Origin of the sequence: Caballeronia sp. LZ035, from assembly GCF_031451175.1 — a bacterium.
Lineage (GTDB): Bacteria > Pseudomonadota > Gammaproteobacteria > Burkholderiales > Burkholderiaceae > Caballeronia.
The window spans coordinates 1,495,424-1,511,149 of sequence record NZ_JARUXS010000002.1; the positions used below are offsets into that span (position 1 = coordinate 1,495,424).

Genomic DNA, 15,726 nt, shown 5'->3' on the forward strand with positions numbered 1-15,726 from the left:
TCTCGAACGTTCGGATTGAATTGCTGCGATGCGACATCTATAGGACCAGTTGCACGATCGTGCGAATACCGAATCATGAAATTGTGCCGAAATCGTCGCTTTCCGTGGGCCGTGGTGACAAGACTGGCTTGTTTGGCGTTCTTAAGATAGCGCCCACTGAACCACTGGTATTCAAGTGGACATATGGCGGTTAGTCAGCTTCCAGTGGGTTCAGACGGCGTGACGCGGTGCTTTAGAGCCGCGCATTCGCGGTGATAGACGACCAGCGCTCAGTCGGCTATCTGCTCATGGTGCTCGAGCGCGATCCCACGGCATCGTTTTCAAGGCTATGAGCAATCTTATGAACCCGCGAGACTGTGCAGGCATTCTTCCCTTCTCTCACTGCGTGCGCTCGGCCGGCACCGAGGACTTCGGCATCGGCTTGATTGGTGCGCTTGAAGGACTCGTCGAGATCGATCACTGCGCACTGGTGAACGTCAAGCCGCGTCATGCGGAAATGGCGGCGTTTGCGAGCCGCCGCAGAGGTGTGGGTGTTGGCGTTGGTGCGCAACTGACGCAGGCGTATATCGGCGGATGCTACCGGGAAGATCCGCTGGTGCGGGAATTCTCTATCTCCGGAGATGCGCTGACCACGCCGGCGATGCGGTCCCTGAAACCCGCGTCCACTTTCAATGAAGCTTATTTCGAACGCTTCTTCGTGGAGCCGGGCCTGGTGGACAAGCTGTCCATCATCGTTCCCGATGTAGAGCACACGTCTTATCTCAGCCTCTATCGCTCGAAGGAAATGGGCTGCTTCACGGATCAGGACAAGGCGCGTATCTGGGCCTTCACTGAGTTGCTCGCTTCGCTCGTTTCGATTCATACACGGCTCTGCGCCACGCCGCGCGTGCCACGTGAGGTGTCGGTGAAGTGGCATACGGCTTTGTCGGAACGCGAACGTTGTGTCGCGAAGCTGCTTGGACGTGGTGAGACCGCGAAGACCGTGGGGGCGATGCTCGAACTTTCTCCGGCCAGTGTGGTGACGTACAAGCAACGCGCGCTTGCCAAGCTCGGCATCGCGACCCAGCGTGAGCTCGTCGCGCTGACAGCGTTGCTCGGCTGATGCACGACACATGTCTGTCCTGTTTCGATAGGACAGACATGCACAATTGATCGCTCTACACTGCATTTGCTCGACTGATCGCAATCAACAAGACGCGGCGCCGGGCTCATCTTCTGAAGCGTCTGTTCAACATGGTTCGGATCTCGAATGAACAGACGCCGTTCAGCCTCCTTGAATTGATCGCGACGAATCGTCGCCAGGAAAGAAGGGACATCATGCGCGTGTTACTCATTGAAGACGATCTGCAAGTCGGTCAAAGCCTTTTTCGTGCACTGAAGGAAGCGGATTATCGCGTCGACTGGGTGCGCGATGCGCGCGCCGGCGGGCTTGCCATTCATGCGGCTTATTACGCTTTCGTATTGCTCGATCTTGGACTTGAATGTGGCGGCGGGCTTGATTTGCTGCGTGCTTCGCGAGAAGCGGGTAACAAGGTGCCCGTGCTGACCTTCACCACGTCAAGTGATCCGCATGCGCGTGTGCGCAGTCTTGATATCGGTGCGGACGACTGCGTGATCAAACCGTTCGATGAACGCGAAGTGCTCGCGCGGATTCGTGCTGTCTTGCGGCGGCAGGCGGGGTATGCGACATCGCGTATCGGCGATGAAAAGATCGGGCTCGATCTTGACCATCGAACGCTGTGGAGAGATGGGGCGGCTTCGTTGTTGTCAGCGCGTGAGTTTGCGCTCATGCATGCATTGTTTGAACGGCCTGGTGCGATTCTCTCGCGCTCGCAATTGGAAGAGCGGATTTATGGATGGGGCAAGGAAGTCGAGAGCAATGCGCTCGACGTGCTCATTCATTCCATGCGCAAGCGGTTTGGACATGCGCTCATTCGGAATGTGCGGGGGATGGGATGGATGCTGGTTCGTGGGGAGCACGGGTCTCGCGCGGCTATGGCGCATTGATGGAATGGCGCGCTTTAGTTGTCCGTGGCCGGGTCCCGCCTGGCGCTTCTGCGCAGGATGTCTGCGGGTACGCCAAAGGTACGGAGAAACGCGCGGCGCATCCGTTCCCGGTCCGCAAACCCCGTTTCCTGTGCCACTACGTTGATCGTGTGACTGCCCTGCTCGATCATGAATCGGGCTGCTTCCAGGCGGAGTTGTTCAACCGCTTTGGCCGGTGACTGGCCCGTCTCGGCCACGAAGGCGCGGCTGAACTGACGAGGACTGAGGCTGGCCACATCGGCAAGTTCCTCGATGGTGAGCGGATTGCGCAGGTTGCGGCGAATGTGTGTGAGGACGAGTTCGATCCGGTCGGACTTGGGCGTCATGTCGAGCAGCGCGGAATGTTGCATCTGCCCGCCAAGCCGACGCTGATTCATGACGAGAAGCCGCGCGACCCTTTTTGAGGTCTCGGCGCCGAGGTCGTTGTCGAGCAATGCCAGTGCGAGATCGATGCCCGCCGTCATGCCGGCCGACGTCCAGATGGGGCCGTCGTTGACGAAGATCCGGTCTTCCTGCGTGATGACATTCGGGAACCGCGCCCTGAATTCTGCTGCATGCGCCCAGTGCATGGTGGCGCGCCTGCCGTCGAGCAATCCGGCCTCGGCCAGGACGAATGCTCCGCTGCATATCGATGTGATCCTTCTTGATGCTTTGGCCGCTTCTTTCACGAACGCCACTACGGCTGGGGCGGAGGCCGGGATGCTCATCTCCGTGATCGACCCTACGATGACCGTGTCGAACGCGGTATCGCCGAAAGCTTCAGTCTCCAGCTTCATGCCGCCCGAAGACTCGACGGGCCCACCGTGTTCAGACAACACATGGACATCGTAGCTCTGGCCTGCGTGCGGCAGGTTCGCGATCTCGAACACCGTCAGGGCTGCGAGGCTCATCATCTGGAATCTCTTCGGCACTATGAAGCCAACACGGTGCATGGCTGATCCTGCAGTTTTGCGGTTTTGCGGTTTTGCGGTTTTGGGGCTTGGGGATGTCATGAAAGGTGGCAACAACGACATGGATCGTAATAGCTCGCGACGCTAAGGTACAAGCACTTCTCTCACCGCTTCGCAGCAACAAGGATTACCGTCATGTCGAAAATCATCCGGGCCGCCGCCGTGCAGATCGCGCCTGTTCTTTATAGCCGGGAAGGGACTGTTGATAAGGTCATAAGGAAGATTCTGGAGCTCGGTCAGCAAGGCGTTCAGTTTGCGACGTTTCCTGAGACTGTCGTTCCCTATTACCCGTACTTTTCGTTTATCGAATCTCCGTTTGCGATGGGGGCTGAGCATTACAGGCTGCTGGAACAGGCGGTGACGGTGCCTTCGGATACGACGCGGGCCATCGGCGAAGCGGCGCGGCAGGCGGGGATGGTGGTGTCCATCGGCGTGAATGAGCGCGACGGTGGGACGCTCTACAACACTCAACTGCTGTTTGATGCCGATGGCACGCTCGTGCAGCGACGTCGGAAGCTGTCGCCGACTTATCACGAACGAATGGTCTGGGGAATGGGCGATGGGTCAGGGTTGCGGGCTGTCGATACTGCTGTCGGACGTGTTGGGCAGTTGGCCTGCTGGGAGCACTACAACCCGCTCGCCCGCTATGCACTCATGGCCGATGGAGAAGAAATTCATTCGGCGATGTATCCGGGGTCGTTTGCGGGTGATCTTTTTTCAGAGCAGATTTCGGTGAATATCCGGCAGCATGCGCTGGAGGCGGGGGCGTTTGTCGTCAACGCTACGGCCTGGCTGACTTCTGAGCAGCAACAGCAGATCTTGCGGGATACCAATACGACTCAGGTCGGGCCGATTTCAAGCGGATGCTTTACCGCGATTGTTTCGCCTGAAGGGGAGTTTTTGGGTGGGGCGCCGTTGCGCGAGGGTGAAGGCGAAGTCATCGCGGATCTGGACTTCTGGCAGATCGATAAGCGCAAACGGATGATGGATTCACGAGGGCATTACAGTCGGCCGGATGTGCTTGGGCTTGTCATCGATCGTGAGCCGAAGTTGCATGTTGTGGAGAGGTCGGGGTTTGCGATGGGGGATGAGGCGGCGATTGTTTGAGCTTAATGTGGTTTGAGTCACTTATAGGAGCAGGCAATATGGACTTCAACGATGTCATGCTGGAACGCAACGCCGAATTCGTAAGCGCCGAGTTCGCGCCGGAGCTGAAGATGATGCCGTCGACCGGAACCATCGTCGTCGGATGTGTTGATCCTCGGGTCGACCCCGCTTTTGTGCTTGGGTTGAAGCAGGGTGAGGCTGCTGTGATTCGCAACGTCGGTGGGCGGGTCAACAAGAATCTGCTGGAAACACTGGCGGTGCTGAGAGTCGTCTCGAAGGCCGCAGGACGGCCCGATGGTGCACGCAATCTGGTACTGCTTCAACATACCGATTGCGGGATCATTGGATGTTATAAGCATGCGCCTGCTCTGCTGGCAAAGCATCTTGGAGTCGCGGCCGACAAGCTTGATGAGCTCGCTATCACCGAACCCTATGAGGCAGTGGCAATTGATGTGGCCGCCATTCGCGCGAATTTGGATCTCGACGATAGCCTCGTCGTGTCGGGGGTGGTTTATGACGTCAAGACCGGGCGCGTGAGGGTTGTCGTTCCTCCTGGGCCGTTGCGGGGGACTTCGAGGTGAGGTCGGATCAAGGTGAGCCAAGCCGTAGCGACGATGGCTGACGACATCCGGCTGGAGTCGCAGCAAAAAGTCGCTGGCGCTGCGCTGATTGGCTGCGGTCAAAGGATCGAGGAACAGCGCCTGACCGACATCGTGGGCGCGATCGCGGGGGCGTCGAATCAGGCCATCATGCTGCACTACCCCTTCATCCGCTCCTCCAGATACCGCACCGCCCGCGCGCAGCGTTCAGGTAACGGCCATTCCGCACGATGAATGATCCACGAGGTTTCGAGCACGGGTGACCCGCATTCCATCACCTCGATCTTGTCCTGCTGCGCGAACGCCACCCGCGCATAACGCGGAATGACGGTGAATCCCAGCCCGCGCGCCACGAATTCGAGGATGTGCGCGATCTGGTTGCTGAAACCGTTGCGCGGCAGGTCCCCGATGCCCGCGTTCTTCCGAAACCGACGACTCAGCAAGCGCTTCGCCATCGCCCGCCCATCCGGATGATCGATGAAACCGAGCGCTTGGAGATCGCTCCACGCACGCACTGTTGCGCCCGCCGGCACGACGAGTTCCAGAGGCTCCTGCAAGAATCTGCGCGCGGTGAGACGCGTGTCATCGGGTTCGAATGTGACGATGCCTAGGTCGTATCGATTGGTCAGCACCGCGTCGAGTACTTCCGGATCCGGCGCGAAACAGTGACGAATCCTCGATTGCGGATGCTGCGCCTGCCACTCCAGCATTAACGGAAACAACGCCAGCCCGATGCCTCCCGGCGTGATCAAGCCAATCTCTCCGGCCTCTTCTGCGGGACTGGACACGCGCGCATCAAGCCGCTGGCGCGCCTGTTTCACCGCGTCGCAATAGTCGAGCAGCGCATGCCCCGCAGGCGTCAGTTCGATGGCGCGCGGTCGGCGTATCACCAGCAGGCCGAGCGCATCTTCCAGATGGCGCACATGTTGAGAGACAGCCGCCTGCGTCAGATCGAGCCGTTTCGCGGCGCGTGTGAAATTGCCGAGTTCGGCCAGCGCCGCGAACGTGCGCAGCCATTGCGGATTGAGCATGAAGAGTTGTGGCCGGACCAGGGCCCGTTCGTCGGTCAGGGCTTCGCTGAACGGCCGATCGCTTCACCGGCGACCGTCTCTGATCCACTCTGAGCGGTCAACCATCGACACTGACACTAAGCCGCCGGTGGCCGAGGCAAAAGGCAGTCGCACATGCGACGCGCAGACGCGCCAGACCATGCTCCCTTTGGTTTCATCGATGTGCGAGCGCCTGGACGCGCACCGCTAAGCCATATCGCAGCGCGGCACCCGTATCAGCGGCATGCTGGGCAGCCAGGGTCAGGCAATCCATCCACCGTCGACGGTCAGGCTCTCGCCGGTCGTATAGCCGGCCTCGAGACTGGCAAGATAAGCTACCGCCGCGGCGATTTCTGCCGGTTTGCCGAAACGGCCCACGCTCGCGAGCTTTGTCATGGTGGCGTGGTCTTCCGTGCCGGGCTGTGGCGCAAGTTCCGTATCGATCGGACCGGGCTGGACCGCATTCACGGTCACGCCGTATTTGCCCAGTTCGCGAGATAGCCCGCGAGTGAAGCCCCTGAGCGCGAACTTCGATGCTATGTAGAGCGTCACGCCAGGCAGAGGCGCGGCTTCGCCAAAGGCCGAGCCTACATTGATAATCCGTCCCCAGCCCGCCGCGACCATCCGCGCGGCTGCGTCTTTGGCCAGTTCGATCGGCGCACGAACATTCAAGTTGAAGTGCGTGTCGTATGACGTTTCCGAGGAATCGAGAAAGGGTCCATATTCGACCGTGCCAGCGTTGTTCACGAGGATATCGAGCCGCCCCTCGAAGCGGCCGCCGAACACCCCGCTGATTGAATCGACAAGGCTTCTGACGCCTTCGGGCTTCGACAGGTTAGCGCCGACAGCCTCAGCCTCGCCACCGGCATCACGGATCTCCTTGACGACTGCATCGGCACGCGCCGGGCTCGACGCATAGTGAACGATGACGGATGCGCCGTCGCGCGCAAGACGTGCAGCAATAGCTGCACCGATTCCTCGCGAAGCACCCGTAACGAGGGCGAGTTTGCCTTTTAGAGCTTGGGTCATGGCTTTCCTGAGCAGGTAGATTGCAAAGCGGTTCTCTGGCCTGTATGGCCGACATGGACCGCTGGATCGGAGCCAACGCGTTCATGCACCGGCTGATGCGTATCCTCCGCTCGGGTGGCATCGTTCGGTAGCGGCGAGTGAGGAATAGCTCCTATTCCTGCTGCGAGGGGGCGGACGGAAACAGGCGGCACCCAACTGCGAAGCAGCTAGGCTGTGGGGTCTTCGCTGGATCGGCGATCGTTGAGAAGGTGCTCAACAAACGCGACGAAAGCACGCGTCTTCGTCGTTGCCATGCGGCCCGATGGAAATACGGCCCACAGGTCGATTGGCGGCAACGTCCAGTCAGTCAGGACGGCTTGAACTGTGCCGTTCGCGAGCTCGGGGGCGAACATCCATTCCGAAGCAACAGCCAGGCCGATGTGAGCGAGCACCGCCGCGCGCATGCCTTCGGCTGCATTCACGCTTACTCGGCCAGACAGGGTGACGTTCGAGTCGGCGCCGTCACCGCGGCTGAACAGCCACGATTCGCCGCCACCTCGCACGGAATAAACGACCGCCTGATGTCGGCCAAGGTCGGCAGGTGTTTGCGGAACTCCGGCTGCCGCGAAATATGACGGTGTGCCGATGACGAGCCGCCGCCCCGTGGACATGCGACGCGCGGTCATGGTCGAATCGTCCAGAGCGCCCATACGCAATGCGACATCAACGCCCTCTTCGAGCAAATCGACGGACCGGTCATCAAGTACGACATCGATGCTCAGGTTCGGGTGTTGATCCAGAAAAGACTTCAATGCCGGCAAGACGTGGAGCCGGGAAAATGTGACGGCTGCGCCTATGCGCAGTCGTCCGGACAGGCCTTCCGACGACTCACGCGCGGCCTGTTCGGCGTGCTCGGCCTCATCGATGGCCCGGCGGGCGTGGTCGTAGAACCGCTGACCGGCATCCGTCGGCGCAAGGCCACGTGTCGACCTCAATAGCAGACGGACGCCCAGACGGTCCTCCAACTGCGCGACTGCCTTCGAGACAGCTGGCTGACCCACTTTCAACCGGCGAGCGGCGGCGGAGAACGAGCCCGCATCGACAACTGTGACGAAAGTCTCCATCGCAACCATGCGGTCCATGTGCATTCTCCTGGCAGGGTATCGGCCGAAGTGCGCAGTGTAGCGAAACGACGACCTGCCTCGACCAACCGATCCGCCGATAGCCGTGCGCGGTCCCGCCATGCCGATACGCACGGCGTCAAGAAGCATGAGCACACTGTCGATCCCTTCGTTGGCTGCACTGATCGCCCTATGCGCCATCGCCGTGGCGGGGCCCACGTGGCAACAGGAACTTCCACCCTTCGATCAGGACAAGGCGCCGCTGATGATCGTCCTCGAACTCGCGCGTTCGATGGATGCGACCGATGTCGCGCCGAGCCGGATCGAACGTGCAAGGCAAAAGGTGCTCGATCTTTCAGCTGTGCGCAAAGGTGCGCGCACCGGGTTGCTGGTCTTCGCCGCGAGCGCGCATCTCGTCGTGCCGCCCACGGAAGATCCCGCGTTGCTCGCGCTTTATGTGCCTGCGCTCTCGCCTGAATTGATGCCACATGACGGCAGGAACGCCGCTGCGGGCCTGGCGCTTGCGAAACGCGTGTTGCACGAGGCCGACGACGCAGCGGGCACGATTGTCTTCTTGAGCGACGGTTTCGATGAAAGCCATACGGATGCCTTCGTTCGAATGGCGAAGGAATCGCGGCATCCGTTGCTTTGGCTCGCGGTAGGCACGGAACGAGGCGGCGCGATCTACCTCGATGGGAGAGACATCGTGTTCGGGTGTGTCGCACTGGCGGGTGTCGCGCTCGTGATCTGGTTTTATCCGCGCATGCGTGCACTGGTTGAGCGCGGCTGGCGCCGGTGGTCGGCATGGAGCAAAGTGCGCGCGGAAGGCGAGTTCGCCGCCTGGCGGAAGCTTCGAAAGGCCGAGAACGCGGGCCGGATGTCGCGCATCGTTCCAGCACTTTACCGATGGATGGACGCCAACCCGCGTTATCCGCGTCCGGCGCAACTTTGCAACATCGGCGAGTCAGAACAGAGCGACTTGAAGCGATTGGCGGATTCAGCGATTGTCCAATATCGATGCGGTGGCTGCGCCGAATAAGCGTCGCCCACGCGTCTGCGGCGTCACACCGGCTTCAGGAGAAGTCGAAGAACGAAACGCCTGGCGTTGCCTCCGCTCAACGCTGACAGCAGCGGATAACAGCGCCGTTTTCGTAAGCAACGCCGGCAAGCAGAGTCAACGTTCGGATTCGTGTACGAGTCGTTTGAATCGCCTTGATCGTCAACTCATGGTTCACGCTCTCTGCCAGATCATCCAGACCCGATGCTTCGATAGTCGTGCGGCAATCCCGACGTCACACAAGGCGCAGAAGGCAACGAGCGAAACCGACTGGTTATCGCGACTTCCCACACATTTTCCCGAACATTGTCGATTTCCGGCCATCAGCTTCGTCGTGGATATACACATCCAAAGGAGTTCCCATGAAATACCTCGGCCTGGCCTACTTCACCCCCGAAAAATTCGCCGCAATGTCGCCGGACGCCGTCAAGGCATTGGTGAGCCAATGCCCCCAACTGGACGAGAAGATGCGCGCCACCGGCAAGGTTGTGATATCCGCATCCCTCGGCGATCTCGATAACTGGCGAACACTTCGCCCTCGCAGCGGCAAGACGCACGTCACCGATGGGCCTTACACGGAGTCGAAGGAAGTCGTGGGCGGCCTGTTCATCATCGAAGCAGACAGCCTCGAGGACGCATTGCGCATCGCGTCCATGCACCCGGCTGCCACGCTCGGCGAAGAAGGCGGATGGGCCGTCGAGCTGATCCCCATGGATTTCTATCTGGCTCCATAAGGCCTGGCGCCGGTCTCAGGAACGGGTTCGCGTTCCTGTCCCCGCGAACACCGTCAAGGCTTCGTGAGCCATGGCGGCGGTGTCCACTTCATCGCGACCGGATCCAGGCTGGCGGCGGATCCCCGATGATCGAGCCGCCCCATTCCGCCTTTATTGCTCAGGAAAATCCGCTCCGCAAGCAAGTTCCCTGACATCCTCGAAGGCCTTGCGCTGGGTGTCGAGCCGCGCCATCGCCAGGCGATACGCATCGTTGCCGAGCAACAGCCGCAGCGGCGGCGCCGCCATGCCGACGACCGTCCGCATTGCCTGAGCCGCGCGAGCCGGATCGCCGCGCTGCTTGCCCGATGCGTCGCGGGTGGCTTTGCGGCGTGCGCCCGCCGTCCCGGCATAGTCCTCGATGACGGTCTTCGATTCGATGATCGAACGCCCCGCCCAGTCGGTGCGAAAGCCGCTCGGCTCCACGATCGTGACCTTGATGCCCAGGGGCGCCACTTCCGCCGCAAGCGCTTCCGAGAACCCTTCGACTGCAAATTTGGTCGCATGGTAATAGCCGGTCGCACCAAACGCCACCAGCCCGCCGATCGACGACAGATTCAGAATGTGACCGCTCCTGCGCGCTCGCATATCCGCGAGCACGTGGCGCGTCAACGCGAACAAGCCGAACACATTCGTTTCGAACTGACGGCGTATCTCGACATCCTCTCCTTCCTCGATCGCCGCGACATATCCATAGCCCGCGTTGTTGACGAGCACGTCGATGTGCCCGAACGCTTGTCGCGCGGCTTCGGCGGCCGCAACGATGCTGGCGCCGTCCGTCAGATCGAGTTTCAGCGAGCATGCACGTTCCGGATGGCGTGCCTGCAATGCGTCCAGCGTCTGCGTGTTACGCGCCGTCATGACGACGCGCCCGCCCGCTTCGAGGACCTGCTTCGCCAGTTCGCGGCCGAGTCCCGTCGAACATCCTGTGATGCACCAAACCTTGTCAGTCGTTTTCATGCGCTGATCCTCTTGAGTTGGCAGAACGCCCGATTCATGGTTTGCGACCGTGCTCAACGCGTGCGAACAGGACGCACGACGATGTCGTTCGTATCGACATCGGCGGGCTGCGTGATCGCGTGCAACACGGCACGGCCGATCGCATCGGGCTGAATGCTGATTTGCCGATAGGTCCGCATCAGCTCGGCGGCGGCGGGATCCGTGATCGTGTGAGCCAGCTCCGACTCGACGACGCCCGGATAGACGCACGTCACGCGCAGCGTGTCGCTTTCCTGCCGCAAGCCTTCCGAGATGGCCCGGACCGCGTATTTCGTGGCGCAATACACGGCCGCCGTCGGCGACACGGCGAGCCCGCCGACCGACGAGACATTGACGATATGGCCGTGACCCTGCGCATCCATCAGCGGAAGGACGGCGGCGATGCCGTGCAGCACACCACGGATATTCACGTCGATCATGTGGTCCCATTCGTCCACTTTGAGCGAACGCATCAACGAGAGCGGCATGACGCCTGCATTGTTGACGAGCACGTCCACGCCGCCGAACGTGTCCTTTGCCAGCGTGACGAAGTCCTGCATCTGCCTGCGATCGGTGACATCCAGTGCCTGCCAGGCGACCTGCGCGCCGCCGGCACGCAGGTCGGCAGTCAAGGCTTCAAGGCGTTCCGTGCGGCGCGCGCCCAGCACGAGCCGCGCGCCAGCGGCCGCCGCCACGCGGGCGATGCCTTCGCCAATACCCGCCGAGGCTCCGGTGATCAAGATCGTTTTATCGGTGTGTGTTGCGTGCGTGTTCATGTGGTCTGTCGGTCATGAGTGAGCGCCCGGTTGATAAAAGTGTCGCGACATCTGGACAATACGCGCCGCCGCTGCGAAGATCGAGTGGCTTTCGTTACATGGGCTGGTAACTGGACATTACCAATGGCAGACTTCTTCGACGGGATGGATGTCTTCGTGGCTGTCGCCGAGACGCTCAGTTTCCGGCGCGCGGGCGAACGTCTCGGCGTCACGCGGCCCGCAGTCAGTCAGGCGATCGGCAGGCTGGAGACGCGAGTGGGCGTTGCGCTTTTTCAGCGCACGACGCGCAGCGTGCGCCTGACGCCAGCCGGCGAGCGGCTCCATGCCGCGCTTCTGCCCGCGCGCACGGCGCTGGCCCACACGCTGGATGCCATCGGCGACGAACAGGGCGAACCGCGCGGCACGATACGGCTGGTGGTGTCGTCGATAGCCGAGAGCGTGATGCAGGGGCGCTCGCTTGCCCGCTTCATGGAGCGGCATCCGCGCATCGCACTGGATGTGTTCGTCACGGACGACGAATTCGATATCTTCAGGGAAGGCTACGACGCAGGCGTGCGACTCGGTGAGGTGATCGAAGCGGACATGATCGCGGTGCCGGTGTCGCGTGCGCAGCGGCAGATCGTCGTGGCGTCACCGGCTTACTGCAAGCGTCGGGGCAAGCCGGCACATCCGCGCGAGCTCGTGGAGTTCGATTGCATCGGATGGCGCCCTGCTCCCGATACGGCGCCTTATCGATGGGAGTTCGCCGAGTCCGGCCGCCCGTTCGATGTCGCGGTGCAACCGCGGACGACGACGAACGATATGCGTGTGATGATCCACACCGCGCTGGCCGGCGCCGGCATCACGTTCGGTATGGCGGAAACCTTCACGCCGTATCTCGCGCGCAAAGAACTTGTGACGATGCTGGACGCGTTTTGCCCGGAGATTCCAGGGTTTTATCTTTACTTTCCTGGGGGCAATAAAGTGTCGACGAAGCTGCGTGCGTTGATTGAGTGCCTGCGTATCGGTGATGATGTCTGAAGCTTTGCTTATCCGGCGATTGGCTGGTCCGATTGCGCAGGTCGTTCGTGTTCGATTCGAGCGGAGCTTGCATCGTGACTGGGCGCGCTCATTGCGTTTTTTCTCTGGGGTTGGGAGACGGCCAGCAGGCAGTGTGGCGGGTGGATCCGAATCTGGCATAAACCGAGACGTTGGTCTCTTGTCACGCATACGCGGTTCTGCAATTCCCAGTATCCGCGTTAATCACAAGCGCACCATTTCTCGCCGCATACGCGTTGCGACGCACCCGATGCACACGCGGCAAGGGATACGCGGAAGATCGTGGTGCACGAGGTGGGAGTTGTAGATCAGGTACAGCAGGCGCATCGCCCATTCCGCTTCGTTGATCGCGAACTGAGTGGGCGGATCGAGCGACTGGTCCGCTTTCAAGCGTGCAAGATGGGCAAGCAGTGTATTTTGGCCATTGCGGACGCTCGCCGATCAGACGCCGTGCGGCTGCTGTCCGTCAATTTGCTGTCGTTGGTATGCGGTGCAGTTGGATATCGGCTTCAAAAAATTGAATAGCAATCTTAATGCTACATTCGTGCCATTCGTCCGGCTTTCTCAGATGGCAATTTCACGTCGTCGTACTACGCCGCTGGGCACCAATGGTCTCGGCTCGTTGAACGCGCCGAACCCCTATTGTGTAGCGTCGACTAGATGCGCAAGCCTTCCTGCCCTCTAGAGGATACGCAGCGCCTGGCTGTCGCCCCCGTAGGCTTTTGCGGCAGGCGTCAAGGGCTATTCGTGCTCGTGCTTCAGGATGTACTCACCTCCGACAATCGTCTTGTACACATCAGCCACGAGTTTATAAGCACCCGTTCCGTCAGGAATAGCGTAATCGAGTTTTGCCTCGATGTGCGTCGTTTCGTCCATGGCCTGTACCACGAGCGTTAGTATGCCCATTACCGAACGCCTAAATTTAGACCCTGCTGAAGCTGCGGGCTTCACACCGTGAAATGCCAAGGACTCGCAAAGCTGTCGAACTGAGTCGTCGTCGAAGTCCATTGCACCGGCCTGATGCGCGAACTTGTTTCGGATCGACCGTATAAGGTGTAGATCTCGACGCGCGTTTTTTGGAATCAGTCCAAGCAAGTAGCAGAAATCAATACGGGCTGAGAATGTCCCGAGCGGACCATTGAACTCAAAAGCCCTCCTAGAGACCTTCTTATCATCAACGATTCGACTCTTTAGCAAGAGCATTAAGCGATCGTCGATGAATGCTGCTGCCATCAGCGCTGCCCCCCGGTCACTCTCATTCGTAAGGGACGTCCTGAATGCAAAAACATCACGCACTCTCTCGCGGCTGGGTCCATCGGGTATATGCGCGAGAGCGTTGTTAACCATCTCGCCCATTGCCGCCAAAACTCTTTCGGCGTTCTCCCTATCCAGGTCTGAATTCATCGCCCGTTCCTCAATATCCCATTCAGGTAGCTCACCCTAGTCTAGGGTGGCGCTAAAGTTGCGGGGCAGGTGCCGCCTGCCTGCTCACGACGACTGGTCGCGGCAGAGGGTGCGAGTCGTGCTTAAGCGACATTGACGGACTGGGGAGAGCGTGAACGGACGAGTGAAACGGGCCGTGTTCGTCAGGCATTTTCCGAGCGAGACCCGATCTTGATATTTCGGGCATTGAACGCCTTCGAATCTCGCCCGCATGAGAGTGATAAGGTCAGTATTCGGCCAGACGTCTATGGCCAGCGTTGTCTCATATGAAGCATAGCTGTCAAAGAACATGCGGCGGCTAGAGACGGAGGGCGGTTTCAAGTAACCCGTTGTATGAATATTCGTCCACGTTGGGAAGGTATCGACCAGCGTAAACCGCCTCCTGCGCAAAGCCGAAATATCCGAAAAGGCGTTCGAACTTCGGCGCGGCGAGAGATGATACTGACAAAAGCGGTTGCTCCGTTTCGAGAAGGTCGAAGGCCGTCTGAAAGAGGCGTACGCCCAACCCCTTGCTCTCAAAGTTTGGACGTATACGCAGTGTGCACAGCTTCTTTTCAAGCATCGTATGCTTAACGATTAGAAGTCCGACTGTCAGCTCATCACGTCGCTCGATCAGCATTGTGCGCTCTCCGTTGCGAATGCCTGGAATGACCTTAGTTGCAAACCAGTCATCGAACTGCGGGTAGCTGAACCGAAGAAACGCCGCATCCTCCGCTGCCAATCGCAGAGCTTCGTCCAACAGCCACGGACTTCGTTCCAAAGACGCCTTCGTTAGCAGATAGTTCATCCGCCCTCCTTTTCTTCCGCGGGCGTGTGCGATCCGCTCCCATCACGCTGCGGTCCTGTTGCTTGTCCTGTTGTATCCTTAACAGGCAGGGCCGTCGCACGAACCTCACCGTGACTTATGAGCAGGCCACATAGAACCTTGGCGCCATCCCAGAGCATGCTTCCCATCGCACCGACAATCATCGCCACTACGACAAACTTCCCGACCCCAAACTCTACGATTTTGAACCTTGCAAGAGTCCCGAACTCTTTCACAGGATCGGAACCGGCAGACTTCCAATGATACCCCAAGCTGTTTCGGACACGCTTAAGGCTGACATCGAGGGGTAGTTGAGTACCATACACACAATACTGAGCCCAAAAGTCTTCGTCTTCTAGAGACCGGGAGGCCTTGAACAGCTTATCTTGAAAGACGATGTCTTTGTCGCGTGAGCGCATTAGAAAAAGGTGGACCTTCGAGAACTCGAGGAAGCGGCCAATTTGGCTTTCAAGGCGCGGCGGAGCGCCGCGCCTCACGTTCAGGCGGAAGTCAATGTCTTCCGTTCTCTGCCAGGACGGTTGCCACCAGTCGCTTGTCCGCTCTCCCGCACCAACGCAGTAATAGTGCTTTTTGAACTCGAGTAGCCGGAAACGTACATATACCCGCTCAATACTCCGTCCCGTTGACTGAGAAACGGCATTCGCCCGGGTCACCAGTTCGCGAACAGAAATGGATAACGCATCATGTCCTACGTGCCGTGTTTCGGTGATGGCCCCGTTGGCGCTGACCACGGCGAAGCTCTTACCGATGTTGGCGGGGTCGTAGACGACCGAGTCTGAACCTTGAGATCCAGCGTGTGCGACTGCCCAGCTTTCGTTGAAAATGGCGGGAATCGCTTGGGCCTGCGTCAAAGTCGCAGATAGGTCAACGATCGACGTGACCGGCATCTTCTGCGGAAAAACCAATTCGATGGAGTCAGCCGGTTCCCCGAGATCCAACATTAGTCCAATGTCCAAAA

General features: G+C 59.8%; 16 protein-coding genes and 1 pseudogene. 7 read left to right on the forward strand and 10 right to left on the reverse strand.

Features of this window, described 5'->3' with window-relative positions:
* Positions 1-340: 340 nt before the first annotated feature.
* Together QCE88_RS22470 and QCE88_RS22475 are read left to right on the forward strand one after the other, a co-directional pair.
* A complete protein-coding gene (locus QCE88_RS22470; protein ID WP_309906250.1) occupies positions 341-1,102 on the forward strand; it encodes a helix-turn-helix transcriptional regulator in 762 nt (253 codons plus the stop codon).
* Positions 1,103-1,317: 215 nt separating this feature from the next.
* A complete protein-coding gene (locus QCE88_RS22475) occupies positions 1,318-2,007 on the forward strand; it encodes a response regulator transcription factor (protein ID WP_309906572.1) in 690 nt (229 codons plus the stop codon).
* 14 nt (positions 2,008-2,021) lie between these two features.
* On the opposite strand, the gene QCE88_RS22480 is transcribed toward QCE88_RS22475, so the two are convergent.
* On the reverse strand, positions 2,022-2,978 hold the full coding sequence (locus tag QCE88_RS22480; RefSeq protein WP_309906252.1) for a DJ-1/PfpI family protein: 957 nt from the start codon (positions 2,976-2,978) through the stop codon (positions 2,022-2,024).
* A 153-nt stretch (positions 2,979-3,131) separates the two neighbouring features.
* On the opposite strand from QCE88_RS22480, the gene QCE88_RS22485 reads away from it, so the two are divergent.
* A complete protein-coding gene (locus QCE88_RS22485; RefSeq protein WP_309906255.1) occupies positions 3,132-4,103 on the forward strand; it encodes a nitrilase-related carbon-nitrogen hydrolase in 972 nt (323 codons plus the stop codon).
* Between the two features lie 38 nt (positions 4,104-4,141).
* Positions 4,142-4,684, forward strand: a complete 543-nt coding sequence (locus QCE88_RS22490) for a carbonic anhydrase (RefSeq protein WP_309906257.1) — start codon at positions 4,142-4,144, stop codon at positions 4,682-4,684.
* A gap of 176 nt (positions 4,685-4,860) precedes the next feature.
* Here QCE88_RS22490 and QCE88_RS22495 read toward each other — a convergent pair whose 3' ends face one another.
* The 3 genes from QCE88_RS22495 to QCE88_RS22505 all read right to left on the reverse strand — a co-directional run bounded on the left by QCE88_RS22495 (position 4,861) and on the right by QCE88_RS22505 (position 7,901).
* Positions 4,861-5,733, reverse strand: coding sequence for a LysR family transcriptional regulator (locus QCE88_RS22495; RefSeq protein ID WP_309906259.1), 873 nt, complete (start codon positions 5,731-5,733; stop codon positions 4,861-4,863).
* A 279-nt stretch (positions 5,734-6,012) separates the two neighbouring features.
* On the reverse strand, positions 6,013-6,780 hold the full coding sequence (locus QCE88_RS22500; protein ID WP_309906261.1) for an SDR family oxidoreductase: 768 nt from the start codon (positions 6,778-6,780) through the stop codon (positions 6,013-6,015).
* Positions 6,781-6,986: 206 nt separating this feature from the next.
* Positions 6,987-7,901 (reverse strand): LysR family transcriptional regulator, encoded by a 915-nt coding sequence (locus QCE88_RS22505; protein ID WP_309906263.1) that lies wholly within the window; start codon positions 7,899-7,901, stop codon positions 6,987-6,989.
* A 127-nt stretch (positions 7,902-8,028) separates the two neighbouring features.
* Between QCE88_RS22505 and QCE88_RS22510 the strand changes: the two genes are divergently transcribed.
* Together QCE88_RS22510 and QCE88_RS22515 are read left to right on the forward strand one after the other, a co-directional pair.
* Positions 8,029-8,919, forward strand: a complete 891-nt coding sequence (locus tag QCE88_RS22510) for a VWA domain-containing protein (RefSeq protein ID WP_309906265.1) — start codon at positions 8,029-8,031, stop codon at positions 8,917-8,919.
* A 380-nt stretch (positions 8,920-9,299) separates the two neighbouring features.
* Positions 9,300-9,671 carry a YciI family protein gene (locus QCE88_RS22515; RefSeq protein WP_309906267.1) on the forward strand — a complete coding sequence of 124 codons (372 nt, stop codon included), beginning with the start codon at positions 9,300-9,302 and terminating at the stop codon, positions 9,669-9,671.
* 150 nt (positions 9,672-9,821) lie between these two features.
* Here the strand turns inward: QCE88_RS22515 and QCE88_RS22520 are convergent, their stop codons facing one another.
* Both QCE88_RS22520 and QCE88_RS22525 read right to left on the reverse strand, forming a co-directional pair.
* Positions 9,822-10,667, reverse strand: coding sequence for an oxidoreductase (locus QCE88_RS22520; RefSeq protein ID WP_309906269.1), 846 nt, complete (start codon positions 10,665-10,667; stop codon positions 9,822-9,824).
* A gap of 53 nt (positions 10,668-10,720) precedes the next feature.
* On the reverse strand, positions 10,721-11,461 hold the full coding sequence (locus tag QCE88_RS22525; RefSeq protein ID WP_309906271.1) for an SDR family oxidoreductase: 741 nt from the start codon (positions 11,459-11,461) through the stop codon (positions 10,721-10,723).
* Positions 11,462-11,479: 18 nt separating this feature from the next.
* On the opposite strand from QCE88_RS22525, the gene QCE88_RS22530 reads away from it, so the two are divergent.
* The gene (locus QCE88_RS22530) at positions 11,480-12,481 is read left to right on the forward strand and encodes a LysR family transcriptional regulator (RefSeq protein ID WP_309906273.1); all 1,002 of its coding nucleotides are present in this window, start codon (positions 11,480-11,482) and stop codon (positions 12,479-12,481) included.
* A gap of 220 nt (positions 12,482-12,701) precedes the next feature.
* On the opposite strand, the pseudogene QCE88_RS22535 reads toward QCE88_RS22530, so the two are convergent.
* From QCE88_RS22535 to QCE88_RS22550, 4 genes and pseudogenes are all read right to left on the reverse strand, one after another.
* Positions 12,702-12,865 (reverse strand): annotated as a pseudogene (locus QCE88_RS22535) (aminotransferase); the annotation flags it as partial.
* 375 nt (positions 12,866-13,240) lie between these two features.
* Positions 13,241-13,903, reverse strand: coding sequence for an MltR family transcriptional regulator (locus QCE88_RS22540; protein WP_309906274.1), 663 nt, complete (start codon positions 13,901-13,903; stop codon positions 13,241-13,243).
* A 337-nt stretch (positions 13,904-14,240) separates the two neighbouring features.
* The gene (locus QCE88_RS22545; RefSeq protein WP_309906276.1) at positions 14,241-14,729 is read right to left on the reverse strand and encodes a GNAT family N-acetyltransferase; all 489 of its coding nucleotides are present in this window, start codon (positions 14,727-14,729) and stop codon (positions 14,241-14,243) included.
* Complete coding sequence (locus QCE88_RS22550) at positions 14,726-15,709, reverse strand: hypothetical protein (protein WP_309906279.1); 984 nt, start codon at positions 15,707-15,709, stop codon at positions 14,726-14,728. Before QCE88_RS22550 ends, QCE88_RS22545 begins: the two co-directional genes overlap by 4 nt.
* Positions 15,710-15,726 lie beyond the last annotated feature (17 nt).